This window comes from Micromonospora noduli, from assembly GCF_003264365.1.
GTDB lineage: Bacteria > Actinomycetota > Actinomycetes > Mycobacteriales > Micromonosporaceae > Micromonospora > Micromonospora noduli.
Genome location: NZ_PYAK01000012.1, coordinates 13,128 through 31,115 on the forward strand (window position 1 = coordinate 13,128; position 17,988 = coordinate 31,115).

13 protein-coding genes are annotated in these 17,988 nt (G+C 69.2%); 4 read left to right on the top strand and 9 right to left on the bottom strand.

Annotation, left to right across the window (positions count from 1 at the left end; translation table 11 throughout):
- Positions 1-103 precede the first annotated feature (103 nt).
- On the bottom strand, positions 104-1,162 hold the full coding sequence (locus tag GUI43_RS12160; RefSeq protein ID WP_249037724.1) for a HupE/UreJ family protein: 1,059 nt from the start codon (positions 1,160-1,162) through the stop codon (positions 104-106).
- Between the two features lie 340 nt (positions 1,163-1,502).
- On the opposite strand from GUI43_RS12160, the gene GUI43_RS12165 reads away from it, so the two are divergent.
- A complete protein-coding gene (locus GUI43_RS12165; protein ID WP_112698829.1) occupies positions 1,503-2,165 on the top strand; it encodes a type 1 periplasmic-binding domain-containing protein in 663 nt (220 codons plus the stop codon).
- Positions 2,166-2,235: 70 nt separating this feature from the next.
- On the opposite strand, the gene GUI43_RS12170 is transcribed toward GUI43_RS12165, so the two are convergent.
- The 3 genes from GUI43_RS12170 to GUI43_RS12180 all read right to left on the bottom strand — a co-directional run bounded on the left by GUI43_RS12170 (position 2,236) and on the right by GUI43_RS12180 (position 5,358).
- A complete protein-coding gene (locus GUI43_RS12170) occupies positions 2,236-3,945 on the bottom strand; it encodes a glucuronyl esterase domain-containing protein (protein ID WP_249037725.1) in 1,710 nt (569 codons plus the stop codon).
- A 230-nt stretch (positions 3,946-4,175) separates the two neighbouring features.
- On the bottom strand, positions 4,176-4,865 hold the full coding sequence (locus GUI43_RS12175; protein ID WP_112698831.1) for an RICIN domain-containing protein: 690 nt from the start codon (positions 4,863-4,865) through the stop codon (positions 4,176-4,178).
- On the bottom strand, positions 4,858-5,358 hold the full coding sequence (locus tag GUI43_RS12180) for a sigma-70 family RNA polymerase sigma factor (protein ID WP_112585943.1): 501 nt from the start codon (positions 5,356-5,358) through the stop codon (positions 4,858-4,860). Before GUI43_RS12180 ends, GUI43_RS12175 begins: the two co-directional genes overlap by 8 nt.
- Before the next feature lie 181 nt (positions 5,359-5,539).
- Between GUI43_RS12180 and GUI43_RS12185 the strand changes: the two genes are divergently transcribed.
- A complete protein-coding gene (locus GUI43_RS12185; RefSeq protein WP_112698832.1) occupies positions 5,540-8,770 on the top strand; it encodes a S8 family peptidase in 3,231 nt (1,076 codons plus the stop codon).
- A 67-nt stretch (positions 8,771-8,837) separates the two neighbouring features.
- Here the strand turns inward: GUI43_RS12185 and GUI43_RS12190 are convergent, their stop codons facing one another.
- A complete protein-coding gene (locus GUI43_RS12190; RefSeq protein WP_249037726.1) occupies positions 8,838-9,560 on the bottom strand; it encodes an SDR family NAD(P)-dependent oxidoreductase in 723 nt (240 codons plus the stop codon).
- Positions 9,561-9,892: 332 nt separating this feature from the next.
- On the opposite strand from GUI43_RS12190, the gene GUI43_RS12195 reads away from it, so the two are divergent.
- Positions 9,893-11,380, top strand: a complete 1,488-nt coding sequence (locus tag GUI43_RS12195) for an MFS transporter (RefSeq protein WP_112698833.1) — start codon at positions 9,893-9,895, stop codon at positions 11,378-11,380.
- Between the two features lie 227 nt (positions 11,381-11,607).
- Positions 11,608-12,102: a class I SAM-dependent methyltransferase gene (locus tag GUI43_RS12200; protein ID WP_146765897.1), complete on the top strand. Its 495-nt coding sequence runs from the start codon at positions 11,608-11,610 to the stop codon at positions 12,100-12,102.
- Between the two features lie 83 nt (positions 12,103-12,185).
- Here GUI43_RS12200 and GUI43_RS12205 read toward each other — a convergent pair whose 3' ends face one another.
- The 4 genes from GUI43_RS12205 to GUI43_RS12220 form a co-directional block, all read right to left on the bottom strand.
- The gene (locus tag GUI43_RS12205; RefSeq protein WP_112585954.1) at positions 12,186-13,715 is read right to left on the bottom strand and encodes a non-reducing end alpha-L-arabinofuranosidase family hydrolase; all 1,530 of its coding nucleotides are present in this window, start codon (positions 13,713-13,715) and stop codon (positions 12,186-12,188) included.
- 527 nt (positions 13,716-14,242) lie between these two features.
- Positions 14,243-15,853, bottom strand: a complete 1,611-nt coding sequence (locus GUI43_RS12210; protein WP_112698835.1) for a serine/threonine protein kinase — start codon at positions 15,851-15,853, stop codon at positions 14,243-14,245.
- A gap of 340 nt (positions 15,854-16,193) precedes the next feature.
- Positions 16,194-17,306 carry a ricin-type beta-trefoil lectin domain protein gene (locus GUI43_RS12215; protein WP_112698836.1) on the bottom strand — a complete coding sequence of 371 codons (1,113 nt, stop codon included), beginning with the start codon at positions 17,304-17,306 and terminating at the stop codon, positions 16,194-16,196.
- 389 nt (positions 17,307-17,695) lie between these two features.
- Positions 17,696-17,977 carry an SCO0607 family lipoprotein gene (locus tag GUI43_RS12220; RefSeq protein ID WP_249037727.1) on the bottom strand — a complete coding sequence of 94 codons (282 nt, stop codon included), beginning with the start codon at positions 17,975-17,977 and terminating at the stop codon, positions 17,696-17,698.
- Between the last annotated feature and the right edge of the window lie 11 nt (positions 17,978-17,988).

A 17,988-nucleotide genomic window follows, 5' to 3' on the forward strand; every position in this document is an offset into this window, starting at 1 on the left:
TCACCCGACGCTGGGGAAGCAATTCCACGCTTTCGCCGCCCGATGAACCGACCATGAACGTGATCTTGCGAAAGACTGCACTTCACGAACTACTTAGCCCTACTCATGATCCAGAAATGCGCTGCACAAACCAGATCAACCCCATAATGGACACGGCTGCGGAAACAGCCCCGGTCGCCCAGAGGCCGGCTTTCGGCGCACGGCGGCGCAGCACGAACAGCAGCGGAAAGACGGCAGCGATAATCGTCAACTGAACGGCCTCGATGCCGACGTTGAACACCAGCAGCGACCACAGCAGGGTCCACGACCACGCCTCGTCGATACCCAGCGCGCCCGCGAAGCCGAGGCCGTGCACGAGGCCGAAGCAGAACACCACACCGAGGCGGATCCAGCCGGCCCGATCCAGGCTGAAGTGGCCGCGCCCGGCCGTCTCCAGGTCGGCCGCGTGCTCACCACGCCGCCAGATCCCCCACAGGTGCCAACCGGCGACGACGGCGATCGACAACGCGATGATCGGCTCCACGATCACCCCCGGCACCTCGACCAGGCCGAGCGCGGCGAGCATGAACGTCACCGAGTGCGCGAGGGTGAAGCTGGTGGCTGCGAGCACGATCTCCCGAAGCCGCCGAGACCCGGCGATGAGCGCCAGCAGGAACAGGATGTGGTCGATCCCGGTCAACAGATGCTCGGCGCCCAGGAGGAAGAACTCGCCGAACCGCTGGTACCAGGCCTGCGCGGTCGAGAAGGACGGGTTGGCGGCGTCGAGCGCCGCGCTGCCCGAACGGCCGTCGATCTCGTAGGTGACGATCGTCTTCGTACCCTTGACGTAGCCCTCGCCATCCGGGAAGAGGCCGCTGCGCACCACGTGCTCGTCGACAGGCTCCGGGCAGGTCCAGTCGAGCAGCAGGTCCGCGTACGGCACACCCTCGCGCTCGCCGATCGTCGCGTCACCCACCTGGATCGGTCGGCAGGCCGCACCCCGGGAACTCACCGAGAATCGGTCGGAGACGTACCCGAGAACCGCCGACGCGTGACCCTTCAGGGCAGCGGCCTGGGCGGCGGTGTCGCCCGCCTCGAACGCGGCGGTTCCCGCCTGGAAGAGCGGGTCGTCGTCGCCGGCATCCGCCGCGGACACGACGAGGAGGTCGTATTCGAGCTCCACCTCGGTTCGAATGTGACCCTCATCTCCCGCCGCAATTTTCGCGTACACAGTCGACGAGAAGCCGTGCGCGGACGCCGGCTTGGCTCCCAGAAACGGAACCACCGCTGCGGCGAAACCGACAGCGGCGACGATAACGGTACGGCGGATGCGGCCTGACATTCGACTCCCTCGGTTGGCCAGTGCACGTTGCATGCCGTGGGTGAACACCAACCCGCGCACCGACGAACCGCCGGAGAACAACTTCCCCGAACGGCCGCCCACCGATTACCGGTGACCGGAATTGAGATAGGAATACGAAGAAGTACGCGCACTTTCCGCCACCACCCGGAGGACGATCACCTTGCGCCCCCCGCTTCGGGCCGTTGCCATGCTGGCCGCGACCGCCGCGCTGGTCACCGCCTGCAACTCCAGCGACGACTGGTCCGAGCCACGTCCGGCGCCCAGCGCCATCGGCACTCTCGGCCCGGGGTTCGTCGACCCCTCCACGAAGCCCGCGCCGGAGGCGACCATCACCCCGCAGCCCGGCTCGTGGGCTGACGTCCACCCGCCGAAGGACTACCGGGTCGTCCTGTTGACCAGCGGTGCGGACAACCCGACGAAGGCCCTCGTGACGGCGGTGAAGGAGTGGGCCGACGACGAGCACGTCGACCTGAGGACCATCGCCGTCGGCAACGCGCACGACACCGTTCCCAGCATCGCCAAGGCGATGGAGATGGGCCCGGACCTCATCGTCAGCGCAGGCAACGACCTCATCGACGGCCTCGCGCTGGTCACCCCGAACCACCTGGACGAGAAATTCCTCGTGGTCGGCGCGGAACTCGCCGAGCCCACCCACAACGTCACAGCGGTCGACTGGGAGGGCGCGTCGTTCCGTGGCGAGGGGCTCGGGATGTCCTCGACGTACGACCCGAACTCGTTCACTGCGGACCGGTGCGCGGCGGCCGTCCGGGCGGGCGTGGCCGCCGTCCTCAACGACCTGACCGGGCTCGTGGTCTGGCTCTGACGCTCGGGCTCCGCCGCGCAGCCGCGCGACCCGGCGCGGAGGCTGTGCGCCTCCGCACCGGGCCTGCGGGTCACCCGGTCGAACAGGTGGGAGTCATCCCCGCACCGGTGCCGCTGCCCTGGTAACCGAACTCGGTCGACTGCCCGGCGGCGATGGCGCCGTTGTAGACGACGTTGGTGAACTGAACGGTCCCGGTGCTGCCGCTCCGGTTGGCGCTCCAGATGCTGGTGATGCTGGCACCCGACGGCAGAGTCATGGTGACCGTCCAACCGTTGATCGGCGCGGTGCCAGCGCTCACCCGCACCGTGGCGACGAAACCGCCCGTCCACTGGTTGACCGACACCGTCGCCGCACAGCCACCACCGGTCGGGGGCGGGGTGGTCGGAGGCGGCGTGGTGGGGGGCGGCGTGGTGGGGGGCGGCGTGGTCGGCGGCGGCGTGGTCGGGGGCGGCGTGGTCGGGGGCGGCGTGGTCGGGGGCGGCGTGGTCGGCGGCGGGGTGGTCGGGCCGTCAGCCAGGACCGGGGTCGGCCAGTCCCGCCAGTCGGCCAACCGGCCGAGCGCCCTGCTGGAAATCCGGATCACACCCGGCTCGTTGCCCGTCTTCAGCAGGAACTTGCGGATGTTGTTCTGCAACGGGGTACGCCACTCCGGGCGGTTGGCGCAGTGGCTGCCGTCCTGGACGTCGGACCAGTAGGTGATGTTGTCGCCAGCGCCGAGCGCCTTGTAGACCTCGGCACCGCCCAGGGCCGCGACGCTCGCCGACCGGGGGCCGAGGTTGGCGATGTGCGGGTTGTCCATGATGAACAGTCCGCGCGGTGCCACCATGGCGACCATCTCGTGGGTGTCCACCGGGAGCCGGTTCGGGCTGCCGGTGAAGGACCCGAACGCGTCACCCAGCCAGGGTTGCTCCCCGTACGCGCTGCTGAGGCTCTGCGCGCCCTCACCCGGGATGCCCCGGAAGATGGGGACGCCCGCGCTGCCCGATTCGATCGGCATGGTCAGGGCAATGCGCTGGTCGAACACACCGATCGCGAAGGCGCCCTTGCCGTAACGGGAGCAACCGGTGACGCCCATCGCGTCCGCCTTGAGGATCCTGCCGTCGGACTGCTCGATGACGTCGATGATCCGGCTGACGCCCCACCCCCAGGCGGCGAGCAGTCCGGTGCTGCTCGATGAGCCGTAGATGCTGTAGAACGCGCCCTGCTTGTTGTTCCGGGGAGTGCCCTCGCGGCCGACTGCCAGTGGGTCGTAACTGATCACGGCAGCGCCGGCGGCCTTGATGGTGGCCGTGTCCGCGCCGAACCCGCCGACGACCACGACGGCCGGGAAGGGACCGGTGCCGCTCGGCAGTTCGACCCGCGCCGAGAAGGTGGAGCTCCGGCCGTTGTGTGCCACGTTGACGGTGATGCTGCTGTTGGACACCGTCCCCGTGATCGTCGCGGGCTTGGCTGGCTTTTCGCCGAAGACGAACTTCTCGGCAAGCTCCTTGATCTCCGCCCGCCGGCAGCGCCATTCGGACTTGGCGGTGATGGTCGTCCCGTTCAGCTTCTTGAAGGGATCGGGAAGCCTAGCGTTGGTGGGCAGCGAGCCCAGGTCAGGCAGACCGGGCACGGCGCAGTCGACGCCCTCGTCCTCCACTGCCGCGGCCAGCGTGCCCACGGCGGCCTGAGCGTTCGTCGTTCGTGTCACTACCGATACCGATCCGGCGACCGTGAGCGCTGCCAGCGCCAGCACGACGACCGGGAACCGGGTCCTGGAACGGCCCGAGGGGATGGTCACTAGAGGTCTCCTTCCGAGGTGGTGGTTACAGGAAGGGACGAAGCGAGATCGATGATCACGATTGCCAGCCACGTAAAGCCTGAGCCAGCCCATCGCAGGGTGTCAATGTTTTTCCGAAAGTTTCGGGCCCGTCTTATCGAAACCTTTCGACGCCAGCGTCCGGCTCGACGGCCGGCATCACGTCCCCGCCGAGCACCCCCGGCACAATCGTGGCCCGCTGTCGCGGCTGCTCACCTCGGCCCGCGGTCCAGGAACTCGTACGTGGTGGTCAGGCCCTCGGGCAGGTCGGGGACCAGGGCGTTGGTGCCGTCGACCACCTGGACGTAGCGCTTGCCCTGGAAGATCGAGTAGCTGCCATCAGGCACCTGATCGATCCGGAAGAGCTGCGTGGAGGCGGCGGCACTACACGCCCGGCCGCGTACGCTGCCCGGCGCGGCGTCGTGCACGACGGTCATGCAGATCGCGTCGGCACCGGACGCCAGGACGATCCGGTACCTGTCGCCCTCGGGGCGCAGCACCCACAGCGCCCGATCGTCGATGCCCTGTTCGGTGGTGGCCCGCACCTGATCGCCGTCACGGTCGATCGCCAACGTCGCCCCGCGCATGCCGGGCAGCACGATCTGGACCTGCCGGCGGCCGCCGAGGATCTCCTGCGGTCCCGCCGAGGCGGTCGCGGACGGAACCACTGGCGGTGCGACCTGGGTGGCCGGACCGGCACCGGGCGTGTCGACGTTGTTCCGCACCTGCACCACTGCGGTGCCAGCGGCGAGGGCCACCACGGCCAGCCCCGCTGCGCCGACGGCCGTCCGACGCCGCCGACGCCGGTCGCTGCGGTGCCGCAACGTCTCTGCCCCCGGCAGGATGGTGACTCGCCGGACCTCGTCCACGATCGCGGTGAGATCGTCGCGCGGATCAGCCATGGGAGGTCTCCTCCTGGTGCGCATCGGTCAGCAACCCGGCCATCGCTCTCCGACCACGGGCGAGGTACGTCTTCACGGTTCCGACGGGGGCCTGCATCTCGGCTGCCACCTCCGCGACGCTGAGGTCGTTGAGATGGTGCAGCACAACCGCCCGCCGCTCGTTGGCGCTCAACCGTTGCAGCGCCTGCAACAGCGCGACGTGGTCCTCGTTCAGTCCCGGCACGCCCTGGTCGACCGCGGCCCGGCGGTGCGCGCGGACCCGGTTGAACGCCTTGCGCCAGCTGCTCACCGCGATCCGGGAGGCCACCCGGCGGACCCACGCCTCCGGACTGTCCGCCTCCCGCACCGTCGCCCATCGCTGCCAGGCCCGCATGAACGCCTCGGCGACGGCGTCCTCCGCCTCGGCGCGGTTGCCGGTGAGCGCGTACACGTGACCCACGACCCGTCCCGCACAGGCCGCGTAGAGGGCGTCGAACTCTTCGGCGTCACGCATCCGACCGGTGCCCTCCCATGCCTCGTCCCCTGGTCACCGCCGCATGGAACTCGCCCGGGTGGACCGGCCGCGTCGGCGCGGGGCGCGATTGTGGCCTCCGTCACACCGCAGTGATCAACCTAACGACCTGGCCAGGCGTCATCGTGCCGACCCGGGAGACGCCCGTGGCGGAGAGGACGATGTGCGACGACGGCAACGACGCGCCCTGACAGCCGGCGTACTCGCGACCGCGCTGGTGGCGGCGAGCCTGACCGCCCAAGCGGCGAACGCGCAGGAAAAGCCGACGGCCACGGCCCCCGGCACCCACGGAACCTTCACCCTGATCACCGGGGACCGGGTGTCGCTGGACGCGGCGGGTCGCCCGCAGATCCAGCGCGGGCCGGGTCGGGCCGCCATGCGGTTCGTGAGCAGCCGGGAGGACGGTCACCAGTACGTCATCCCGGTGGACGCGATGCCGCTGGTGCGGGACGGGCGGCTCGACCGGCGCCTGTTCGACCTCACCACGCTCGGCGAGTTCGGCTACGACGACCGGGCCGCCGAGTTGCCGCTGCTGGTCGCGTACCCCGAGAACATGGCGGCGCGGGCACGGACCGCGACCACCGGGGGTGCCGGGCGGGTGCGGGCCGACCTCCCGGCCGCGCACGCGCTCGCGGTCCGGGCGGACCGGGACGACAGGGTGACCCTCTGGACGTCGCTCACCCGGGGTGCACCGTCCGCGCGCACCCTCACCACTGGGGTCAGCCACATCTGGCTGGACGGCAAGCGCACTGTCTCCCTCGATCGCAGCGTGCCGCAGATCGGTGCCCCGGCGGCCTGGCAGGCCGGTTTCGACGGCACCGGCGTCACCGTCGGCGTGCTGGACACCGGGATCGACGCCAGCCACCCCGACTTCGCCGGCCACCTCACCGAGGTCCGGGACTTCACCGGCGGCAACGACCCCGGCGACGCGGTCGGCCACGGCACCCACGTGGCGTCGACGATCGTCGGCAGCGGCGCCGCCTCCGGCGGCAGGTACCGCGGGGTCGCGCCGGGGGCGAAGCTGCTCGTCGGCAAGGTCTGCGCCACCACCGAATGCCAGGACTCGGACATCATCACCGGCATGCAGTGGCTCGCGCCGCAGGCCCGGGTGGTCAACCTGAGCGTGGGCGGCGACGACGCACCCGGCCTCGACCCGCTGGAGACCGCGGTCCAGGAGCTGAGCCACCGGTACGGCACCCTCTTCGTGGTCGCGGCCGGCAACGAGGGGAAGCCGAAGTCGGTCTCCTCGCCGGCCTCCGCCGACGACGCTCTCGCCGTCGCCGCAGTGGACGCCGACGACCAGCGGGCCTACTTCTCCAGCCGGGGCCCGCGCGTCGGCGACAACCACATCAAGCCCGAGATCAGCGCGCCGGGCGTCGACATCGTGGCCGCCGCCCCCGGCGGTGACTACGCCACCATGTCGGGTACGTCGATGGCGACCCCGCACGTGGCCGGCACCGCCGCGATTCTCGCCGGGCAACACCCGGACTGGACCGGCCCGCAGCTCAAGGCCGCCCTGATGGACTCGGCCAAGCCGACCGGCGAGGACACCATCTACGAGCAGGGGGCCGGCCGGGTGGACATCGCCCGCGCGGTCGCCCAGCCGGTCGCCACCGACATCGCCGCCATCGACTTTCCGGTGCAGCGCTGGCCGCACGCCGACGACAGCCCGATCACCCAGGTCGTCGGCTACCGCAACACGGGCACCGCGCCGGTCACCCTGACGCTGGCCATCGCTCCGGCCCCGGCGGGCATGCTCACCGTCAGCCCGGCCACGCTGGTGGTGCCGGCCGGTGGCCGCGCCGAGGCGACGATCACTGTGGACACCCGGGTGGACGCCCAGGACGGCGTCTACCAGGGCGCGCTGACCGCGACCGGCGCCGGCGACCTGCGGGTACGGACGCCCTTCGTGTTGAACCGTGAGATTGAGAGCTACGACGTACGGCTCGACCACACCGGACGCGACGGCAAGCCGGCCACCGAGTACACGACAGTGGCGGCGAACCTGACCACCGGCGAGTTCAGCACCCTCCCCGCGACACCGGGCGGCGGCGTCCTGCGGCTGCCCAAGGGTCGGTACGCGCTGTACAGCACCATCCACGAGGGTGCCGTGTCGACCCTGCTCGCGCAGCCGGTCCTGGACGTACGCGGCCCGGTCACCGAGGCGGTCGACGCCCGCACCGCCAAGCCGGTCGCGTTGACAGTGCCGCAGCACGACGCCGCGCCGACCTCGATCAACGTGAGCGCCAACTGGGACGACGGCCTGCGCTACCCCGGCGTCCAACTCAGCGGAGTGTCCTTCACGGACGTCTTCTTCGGCCGGCTCGGACCCGCCGCCGCGGCACCCGAGTTCACCGCGACGCTGGGCGTCGGGCTCGCCCGGCCGGGCAGGGACGGTACCTTCCGGAACAGCCCCTACACCTACGACCTGGCGTACGTCAGCACTGGCGACATGTTCACCGGCCTGACCAGGAAGCTGTCGTCGAAGAACCTGGCCACGGTCAAGACGACCTACCGCAGCCAGTCCACGACGGCTACGGCCACCCGCTTCCACCGCGCGTCGGCGCCCGGAGGCGCGGGCCCGATCGGGTCGAACACGCCTGTCGACCTGCCGTTCAAGGGCACCGAGTACTACAACACCGACGGTGGCATCGTCTGGACGTCCACGTTCGTCGAGGGGGACAACCTCACGACGCAGGACTCGACCTTCAGGTCGGGGCGTACGTACACCCAGACCTGGAACGCGGCGCCCTTCGGACCCACAGTGACCCAGGCGCCGACCCTGTCACCCCTGGGGTACGCGGGCCGCGACGGCGACACCATCTCCATCGCGTCGGTGCCGCTGTTCGGCGACGCGACCGGTCGCCCCGCGAGCCGCGACGACCAGCCGGTGCGGTTCCGGCTGCTGCGCGACGGTAAGGAGATCGGCACCTCGGACAGCCCGTGGGCCGAGTTCGCGGTGCCCGCCGGGAAGGCCACCTACCGGCTGGAGGCGACCGCCACCCGAGGCGCACCGGACACCCTGTCGACGTCGGTCTCGGTGGCCTGGACCTTCACCTCGGCGCACACCACGTCGCCGGAGCGGTTGCCTCTGACCACGGCTCGCCCGACGCCCATGCTCGACGACACCAACACGGCACGGACCGGCCGGATCATGACGATCCCGGTGGCGCTGGACCGGCAGGCCGGTTCGAAGGCCGCGCCCAACCGGACGCTCGCCGTGTCCGCGTCGTTCGACGACGGCCGGACCTGGGTCGCCCTGCCGGTGATCCGAAACGTCGCGCTGATCAGTCATCCACGAGGGGCCGGATTCGTCTCGCTGCGACTGACCGCCACCGACACCGCCGGCAACACGGTCACGCAGACGATCCAGCGGGCCTACCGGATCGCCTGACGCATTGCCCGGTCCGGGGCGGTCGCTGAAGCCGCCGCCCCGGACCGGACCTCAGTGCCTCGGTGCCTCAGGCGGTGAGGGCGCCGTCGATGGCGATAGACGCGCCGCTGATGAAGGTGGCCTCGTCGCTGAGCAGGAACGCGGTGAGCGCGGCGACCTCGTCGGAGGTGCCGGCTCGTCCGGTCGGCTGCGCCGACAGGTAGCGCTCCGCGATCTCCGGGGCCTGGCTGACCACGCCCTGCCAGAGCGGAGTGTCGATCAGGCCGGTGACCAGGGCATTGACCCGCACACCTGAGCGCGCCACGTCGAGGGCCGCCGAGCGCGTCAGACCGATGACCCCGTGCTTCGCCGCGTTGTAGGCGGCCTGGGTCCCGTCGCCCTTCACGCCGGAGACCGAGGCGTTGTTGACGATCGCGCCACCGCCGGAGGCGATGATCGCCGGGAGCTCGTACTTGAGGCCGTAGAAGACGCTCGTCAGGTTGAGGGCGAGCGACCGGTGCCAGTTGTCGCTGTCGGTCTCGCGCACGCTGGCCATCGGGCCACCGCCGGCGTTGTTGAACGCGCCGTCCAGTCGCCCGTACTCCGTCACGGCGGCGTCGACGAGCCGCGCCATGTCCTCCTCGACCGTCACGTCGGTGGGCACGAAGAGGGCGCTGCCGCCCGCGCTCCTGATCTGCGCGGCGACCTCCTCGCCCCGGTCCTTGTCCCGGGCGCCGATGACGACGCGGGCCCCTTCCGTGGCCGCCCGCTGGGCGAACGCCAGGCCCATGCCCTGCGTACCGCCGGTCACGACCAGCACCTTTGCTTCCAACCGTCCAGACATCTCGTCTCACATCCACTTCGACTGGTGAGCCGCCACGGGGCCCGCAGGGCTCTTCGTGGGACGGAACGCTAACCTTTTCTGGAACGTTCGACAAAGTAATGACAGTCACAGACGGCACCTCCGCAACCGCGACTGCCTCTCGATTGGGCATCTTCAGCCGACAAGTGCACTGATTTAGACCTGGTGATCACTCAGAACGACGCTGTAACCGCAGGCACATTCTTTGGTGGGCGTTCCATAAACTAGTTAGCGTTGGGCGAGTCGTTCGAATCCCCACAAACCACTCTTAAGGAACAGTCATGCCCACAGGTCGCGCCGCTCCGGAGTCCCAGCGGTGGAAGGCCCTGTTGTTCATCTCCATCGCTCAACTGATGGTGGTGCTCGACGGGGCGGTCATGAACATCGCGCTGCCCTCGGCGCAACAGGCGCTGCACTTCACCGACGGGAGCAGGCAGTGGGTGGTGACCGCGTACGGTCTGGCCTTCGGCGGTCTGCTGCTGGTCGGCGGCCGGATCGGTGACATGGTCGGGCGCAAGCGCACCTTCCTGATCGCGCTGGGTGGCTTCGCGATCGCCTCGGCCATCGGCGGCCTGGCCGTCAACGCCGCGATGCTGCTGCTCGCCCGGGCGCTCCAGGGTGTGTTCGCGGCCCTGCTCGCGCCGGCCGCGCTCTCGTTGCTCTCCCTGTCCTTCACCCAGCCGAGGGAACGCGCGAAGGCGTTCGGCGTGTTCAGCGCCGTCTCGATCGCCGGCGGCGCTGTCGGTCTGATCGTGGGCGGGTTGCTCACCCAGTACCTGAACTGGCGCTTCGCGATGTTCGTCCTCGTGCCGATCGCGGTCATCGGGATCCTGGGCGCCAGTCGCACCGTCCACGACGACGGCGAGCGGCACCGCGCCCGACTCGACCTGCCCGGCGTACTGCTGGCCAGCTCCGGACTCGTCGGCCTCGTCTACGGGTTCGGTGTCGCCGAGAGCCGCGGATGGTCGGCGGGGGTGACCATCGGGTCGTTCACCGCCGGGGTGCTGCTGCTGGCGACCTTCGTCGTGGTGCAGGCGCGGGTCACGTCCCCCTTGCTGCCACTGCGCGTCCTGACCGAACGCAACCGGGCCGCCGCGTACCTCTCGGTGGGCCTTGCGATCGTCAGCATGTTCGGGATGTTCCTCCTGCTCAGTTACTACTTCCAGCAGGTCAAGGGATGGTCGCCGGTGATGGCCGGGTTGGCGTTCATGCCGATGGCCGTGCCGCAGGCCATCGGTGCCACGCAGATCGGCGCCCGACTCGCGCACCGGATCGCACCCCGGCCGATCATGGTCGGCGGGTACCTCGTCACAGCGGTCGGTCTGGTGCTGCTGGCTCTGCTCGACGCGGACAGCGGCTTCCTGGAGATCGCGTTCAGCGAAGCGGTGATCGGGCTCGGCATCGGCACCGCGTTCATGCCCGCGATGAGCATCTCCACCCATGGCGTCGAGCCCAGGGACGCCGGCGTCGCCTCCGCGATGATCAGCTCGTCGCAGCAGGTCGGCGGGTCGATCGGCACCGCGCTGCTCAACACCATCGCGACCAGCTCGGCCGCCACCTACCTGCTCTCGCACGGTGGCCCGGCGGCGCGAGTCCAGGAGCGGAACGAAGCCCTGATGCACGGCTACTCGGTCGCGTACTGGGTCGCCGTCGGATTTGTGGTCGCGGCGGCAGTGGTCTCGGTGGTCATGGTGAACGCCGGTGCCCCGAAGCACGTCCCGGCCCCGACTGACGCCCTCGGGGACGTCACCCCGGTGCCCGTGCACTGATCGCTGTCGCGCCTGCCGATCCGGCGCGGTGACCGAGGACACGGTGCACCGACTCCGCTGAGAGGGTGGAATCAGGGGTGTGAGCAGAGAAGGCGCCGGCGAGTGACGTCGTGAGGTCCACTCTTTCGAGCCGCGATGCGGGTTCGTCCAGCGCTGGCACGACGCCCTCAGCGAACGAACCGGTTCGAGTGACGCCCGCCCATCGGCAGCGCTGGGCGGTGCAGATCATGGCTGTCGCGCCCGACGACCAGGTGCTGGAGATCGGCTGCGGTCGGGGAGCTGCCGTCTCCCTGGTCGCCGGCCAACTCACCACCGGTCGGATCGTCGCCATCGACCGTGCCACGACGATGGTGCGGCTCGCGACCGAACGGAACCTGAGCCACATCGACGCCGGTAGAGCCGAGATCCGGCGAGCAGGGTTCGAGTCGGCCGACCTTCCGACCGGCCACTTCACCAAGATCTTCGCGGTGAACGTCAGCCTCTTCTGGTTGGGCGACGCGGCGCAGCAGATCGCTCGGATGCGCAGCCTGCTGGCACCGGGAGGGCGGCTCTACGTCTTCGGCGAGCGACCCACCGAAGCCCACGCCACCGCGAACCTCGCAGCGACCGAACTACTGCTCGAAACCCACGGTTTCGCCACGACCACATCGAGCGCCACCCGTGGTCAGGGCCGGGTGCTGACCTGTGTCACCGGTACCCCGATCCCGGTGAGCCAGGGCTGATCGCAGCATTGACATGAGCCGGGCGGGCTCGGCGTGACGCCGAGCCCGCCCGTTCCGTGTCAGTCGAGCTTGATCAGATCGGGTCAGCGCTGCAGGGTCAGCAGACCCGGCCGGTACGGCAGCAGGCCGTAGTCGACGCCGTCGGAGCTGGGGGAACGCCCCTGGTAGAGCAGTTGCAGGTTGCAGGCGTCCACTGTCATCGTCTGGTCGGCGTTGGTGCGCAGCAGCTCACCGTGGCTGATGTCGTTGGTCCAGGTCGCGCCGCTGTTGACCTTGCCCGCGAACGGGTTGCTCTGGGACGCGGCCTGCGGCGTCCACGAACCGTTCAGGCTGGTCGCCGTGAACGAACGGAAGTAGCGGCCCGTCGAACCGATCGCCTCGACGATCATGAGGTACTTGTTCAGACCCTGCAGCTTGTAGACCTGAACGGCCTCGAACAGGTTGTTCGTGGTGTCGCTCATGATGGTCGTGTAGCTACTGCCGAAGTTGCCCGGGAAGTTCCCGATCGGCATGCTGGCCCGGTAGATCTTGCCGTTGTCCCCGGCGAAGAACAGGTACATGTTCGTACCGTCACCGATGATCGTCTGATCGATCGGACCGGTACCGGACCCGGTGATGCTTCCGGTGAACAGCGGCTGCGCCGCGGACCAGCCGTTCGCGTTGGTGGGGTTGGTCGAGGTCCGGTAGGAGAACGCCGTGCCACCCCACTGGTAGGTGAGCACCCAGATGTTCTTCGGCGCGAAGTAGAAGAGCGACGGCGCGACAGTCCCGGAGTTCATCGTGTTCTGGGTGGCCGAGGCCATCTGCGAGTAGTTCGAGAAGAGGCTGAAGTTCATCGAACCCCAGCTGCTACCGAAGTCGTGCGTGGTGGCGTAGACCAACTGCTGGCCGTTGTACGGGGCGACGGTGAAGTCCTTCAGCGACACCCAACCCGACTTCGGGTTCGCCAACACTCCGGTGGAGGACCACCGGTACGTCGAGGGAAGGTCGCACGTGCCGCCCGGCGGCGGGGTCGTCGTCGGCGGCGTGGTTCCGTCGACGCGGACGAACTGCCACTGCTGGTTGGTGCCGTTCCAGTCGTCGTACTGCACGATGTTTCCGCCGTCGGCGGTCGAGGCGCCCTGCACCTCCATCACCTTGTTGCTGTTCCGGTTGATCAACCGGACGTAGCCGCTGTCCGAGTCGGCCAGCCGGAACTGCTGGTTGGTGCCGTTGAGGTCACTCCACTGCACGATGCTGCCACCGTTGGCGGTCGAGAAGCCCGAGACATCCAGCACCTTGCCGGACAGCCGCGACTTCACCCGGTAGTAGCCACCACCGGAGTCGACGAACTGCCACTGCTGCTGGTTGCCGTTGTTGCGGGCCCACTGGGTGATCCGGGCACCGTCATTCGTGGCCAGGTTGTAGACGTCCAGGGCCTTGCCGCTGTTGCGATTGACCAACACGTACCACGCGTTCGTGTCGACCGACGCCGCAGCGGCGGGAGACGACACCACCGCTACGGCAGCGCCACCGACCATCAACGCCGCCGCGCTGGCGGCGAGGATGCGGGGCAACCACCAACGCCGCCGCGACGGCGTTGCGATCGATGGAGACCTATCGAGGGCAGACATGATCCTCCTCCAGTGACCAAGAGCCGAACGGCCTGCCCGAGGGTGGGCGTACCGCGACGCGTGGCCGAGCGCGCAGGCGTCAGAGAGTTAGCGTTAACAAGACGCCGGCGCGCAGTGGCGCACGCCTGATTCGAGATCGACGAAGCAGGGCTTGCCCGGAAAGCCAAGGTGTCGTCGTCCTTAGGCATCGACTGTGAGCGATAACATGCCGTTCGTCAAGACGTAATGTGCTGGGAACATCTGCCGCTACCGGGCTGCGGATCTTGTGGTGGAACGTCTTGAACCGCATTCCCGCAGGCATCGCCCCAGATGCCAGGCGAGGACCACCACCGAACCCTTGAGGAGGCCCCTGCGAGCGCGTTAACATCGACGACTGCCCATCGCCGGCGGCTTGCTGGTGGTGCCGGTGAACTCAGCCTGACGGGTCGACCGGCAGGAGCGCTGGCGCGGCGACGGTCAGCCAACGACCGTCGTGCGAGTCAAGGCCCACCGGGTGGCTGGTCCGCAGGCGCCGGGGTACGTCCGAGTCAGACCGCGCCTCGGTCGACCAGGCTGAACGTGGTGTCCAGCGGGGCGTCGCCGAGAAACTCGACGAAGATCTCCTTCTTGGTCGGGCTCCACTGCACCGGGCCGTACTCCTCGTTGATGATGGAGTAGGAGGCGCGCCCCTTGTCGTCCTGGCCCTCACGGAAGATCGTGAACAGGGTTGCCTTGGTGGGCCGACAGTCGGCTCCCACCAGCGACTTGTACCCCTTTGAATCGACCTTGACCCCGAGGCACGGTCGGTGGGCGATCTCCGGGTTGGTGGACTTGATCATGTAGTCGACACCGACCGGTTCGAGCACGAAGAGCGCATCCTTGCCGGTTCCGTTCCCGACCTCGACTTCACCGTGCGACGGCAGCGACAGGTCACCGTCGATCTCCACCACGTGCAGCAGGAATCGCCGCTGACCGGCCAGCATGGCCTGGGTCGGGTCCACGCTGGCCGGCGGTGAGGCGGACGGCCTGCCCGACGCGGGTGTGGACGTCGTGGCCGCCGGCCCGCTCGTCGTCGGGCTACCGCTCGGCGTCGAGCCGGTCCGGTCCGGTTTGGACAGTCCACTCAACAGGTGCGGGCCGAACAGGAAAGCGGGCACCAGCACGGCGATCACCGCAGCAGTCGCCCCCAGCGCGGTGAGCCAGCCACGTCCGCGTGGACCCTCGCGACCGGCCGTGGCCAGACCCGACGGCGTCGACAGCGCGCCCTGATCATCACCGCCGGCAGCGGACGACACACTCGGCGGCGTCGCGCCCGGGAGTTGGGCCGGCGCGCCCTCTGGAGACGCTGTGGTCAGCAACCCGTCGAGCAGCTCCCGGGCGGTGGGCCGGGCGGCGGGGTCCTTCTCCAACGCCCGGGAGACCAACTCCCGCAACGGCCCACCGAGCCCGGTCAGGTCCGGCGGTTGAGTGAGGATCCGCATCGCGGTGGCGGTAGCGGAGTCGCCACCGAACGGGCTGCGGCCGGTCGCGGCGTAGGCGACCAGGGCGCCCCAGGCGAAGATGTCCGCGGCCGGGCCGGACGGACGGCCGGAAGCCGTGTCGAACCGCTCCGGCGCCATGTACGAGACGGTCCCGACCATCTGGTTGGTCCGGGTGTGCTGGCTCGTCGCCTCGAACGCTCGGGCGATGCCGAAGTCAATGACCTTGATCCCGCCCGGCGCGACCAGGACGTTCGCCGGCTTCAGGTCGCGGTGGATCACCCCGGCACCGTGGATGGCGGTGAGCGCGGTGGCCACCCCAACCGCGATGCTGTGCAGTCGCGCCGCTCCCAGCGGGCCCTGCTCCCGGACCACCTGGGCCAGACTGGGGCCCTCGACGTACTCCACCACCAGGTACGGCGGGTCATGGTCCGGGTCGGCGTCCAGGACCTCGGCGGTGCAGAACGGTGGAACCTGGCGGGCGCGGTTCACCTCACTACGGAACCGACCCCGGAACTCCTCGTCGTGCGAGAGTTCCGCACGGACGACCTTGACCGCCACCCGCCGCCCCTGCGGCGAACGGGCCAGGAAGACACTGCCCATACCCCCGTCGCCGAGCCGGTCGAGCACCTCGTACCCACCGAGGCGTGCCGGGTCACCGGGACGCAACCCGTTGCTCACGCCGGGTGCACGCAGACCGCGACCACCGCGCGAACCGTTCCGCCCATCACCCGTTCCCCTCAGGTCACTCCAACGCCGGCCGCAGCCTATCGCCCGTCCACCGAATCCCGTCGATGCCGTCCACCTGTCGGCCGGGACCCGGAGCTTGTCGCCTCGTCACGGCTGGCGCTACTGAAGCCGCCCCTGTCCGTCTGGCCGGGCAGGGGCGGCTTCCGCCCGGGACGAGACCTTTACCGCTTGGAGGCCCAGAAGACATAGACAGCGCCGTACGGCACGGCCACCGTCGCGCCGTCGGTGCAGGCGCCGGCCGGGGCGACGCCACCCGACGCGACCGTACGAGCTATCGGCGGCTCCACTGCTGGTTGGTCTGGCCGGTGCAGGTCCAGAGGACGAGCTTCGTGCCGTTGCCGGTGCCCACGTTGTACGGGTCCAGGCAGAGGCCGGACTGCACCCCGGTGATGGTGCCGTTGGCGTTGACGTTCCACTGCTGGTTCGTTCCGCCATGGCAGTCGTAGATGGTGACCAGGGTGCCCGGCGAGGTGCCGTAGCCGGCGGCGTCCAGACACTTGTTGCCGTACACGGTCAGCGTCTTGCTGCTCGTGTAGGTCCACTGCTGGTTGGTGCGGCCGTGACAGTCCCACAACTGCACCTGGGTGCCGTTGGTGGTGGAAGAACCGGGGACGTCGACGCAGCGACCGGACAGGGCACCCACGATCGCAGTGGTCTGCCCGCCGCCGCTGCCCGGGTTGCCGATGCTGCCGGGCACCGACTGCAGCGCGCTGTACCAGCGGGCAGCCATCTTGTCGTATCCGCCGGACGTGGGGTGGACGCCGTCGATCAGGTCGGCGGTGGTGAGTGCGCTGTGCATGTCGACAAGGCGTACCCGCTTGCCGGCGTTCACCTTGCTCTGCACGATGCCGGGGATCGCCGCGTTGAAGGTACGTGCGGCCGCCTCCTGGTTGCTGTTGGAGAGCGGGATGATCTGCGCGACGAACACCTCGGCGGTGGGAGCCGTGGTGGTGATCCGGTCGATCAGGGTGGAGAGCCGGTTCGGCGCGGTGCTCACGTTGTAGTTCTGCAGGATGTCGTTGGTGCCGATGTGCAGCAGAACAGTCTGCGGCCGCTGGGTGTTCAGCCAGCCGACGATGTTCGCGTCGATCTGGTCGATGCGCCAGCCGGGATGTCCCTGGTGGTCGTGGTCACCCAGGCTTGCAGGCCCGTTGAACTGCGACCCGACGAAGTCCACCGTGTACCGACCGTTGACGAGCCGCTGCCAGAGCCCGATGCGGTACCCGCCCGGCACCTGGGTGCCCTCGGTGATGGAGTCGCCGAGAGGCATCACCCGCACCCCGCCATTGGATTCGGCGTTGGCCGGTCCGGTCGAGGTCAGCACCCCGGCGAGGACAACACCGAGTGCGGCAGTCGCCGCGAGCCATCTTGCCCTCGTTCGCATAGGTTTCTCCCCTGCAGTGGTAGTGCTGACCGAGGAGTCAGGCCGTCGCGACCGCCGCGACATCGGCATGACGATGCCGTCGCAGCACTGGGACGGATTGTTAACGCTAACAGCGATTCCTGTAAATTCTTGTCGCTGATCTGGCCCACGTCAAGCACCAGCAACCTCGGTTTCCGTGCACCGAACCAGCGCGATGGCCGCGAGGCACCAGGATGGCGCTGGCGGTGGCGGTGACTTGCCGCCCCCGCTCTCGGCGAGCGGTATACCTGAGAGTCATATAAATACCTCTGAGGTATACCGCCTTCGATCGACCCGCCCTCCCCGCGGAACGACCGCCGGGACTCGAACCGTCGCTCCTCTGCCGGGCGACGATCCTCCGGGTAGCCGGTTCAGGTATCGATGATGTTGTTGTTCTCGTCGATGCCGTGGCTGCGCCAATAGACGTCCCACTCGTCGTCGACGTGCTGCGGGACCTTGCCCTCCGGGTAGCGGACGTGCGGCGGGGTCGGCTCCTCCCCATCCGGGAAGCAGGCGCTACCGCCCTGCCCGCCCACCGCGATCGCCGGATACTCACCGCCAGCACAGATGTTCTCCTGGAACGAGCAACCGGTGGTGGCCATCAGCCCGCCCAGACCGACCATGGCCAGGGCGATCATGATTGGCGTTCGCATGGAGGGAATTC

Coding starts and splice junctions, on each gene's coding strand:
- GUI43_RS12175 (WP_112698831.1), bottom strand. CDS start 4,865: ATGGCTGATCCGCGCGACGATCTCACCGCGATCGTGGACGAGGTCCGG.
- GUI43_RS12180 (WP_112585943.1), bottom strand. CDS start 5,358: ATGCGTGACGCCGAAGAGTTCGACGCCCTCTACGCGGCCTGTGCGGGA.
- GUI43_RS12195 (WP_112698833.1), top strand. CDS start 9,893: ATGCCCACAGGTCGCGCCGCTCCGGAGTCCCAGCGGTGGAAGGCCCTG.
- GUI43_RS12200 (WP_146765897.1), top strand. CDS start 11,608: ATGGCTGTCGCGCCCGACGACCAGGTGCTGGAGATCGGCTGCGGTCGG.
- GUI43_RS12205 (WP_112585954.1), bottom strand. CDS start 13,715: ATGTCTGCCCTCGATAGGTCTCCATCGATCGCAACGCCGTCGCGGCGG.
- GUI43_RS12215 (WP_112698836.1), bottom strand. CDS start 17,306: ATGCGAACGAGGGCAAGATGGCTCGCGGCGACTGCCGCACTCGGTGTT.
- GUI43_RS12220 (WP_249037727.1), bottom strand. CDS start 17,977: ATGCGAACGCCAATCATGATCGCCCTGGCCATGGTCGGTCTGGGCGGG.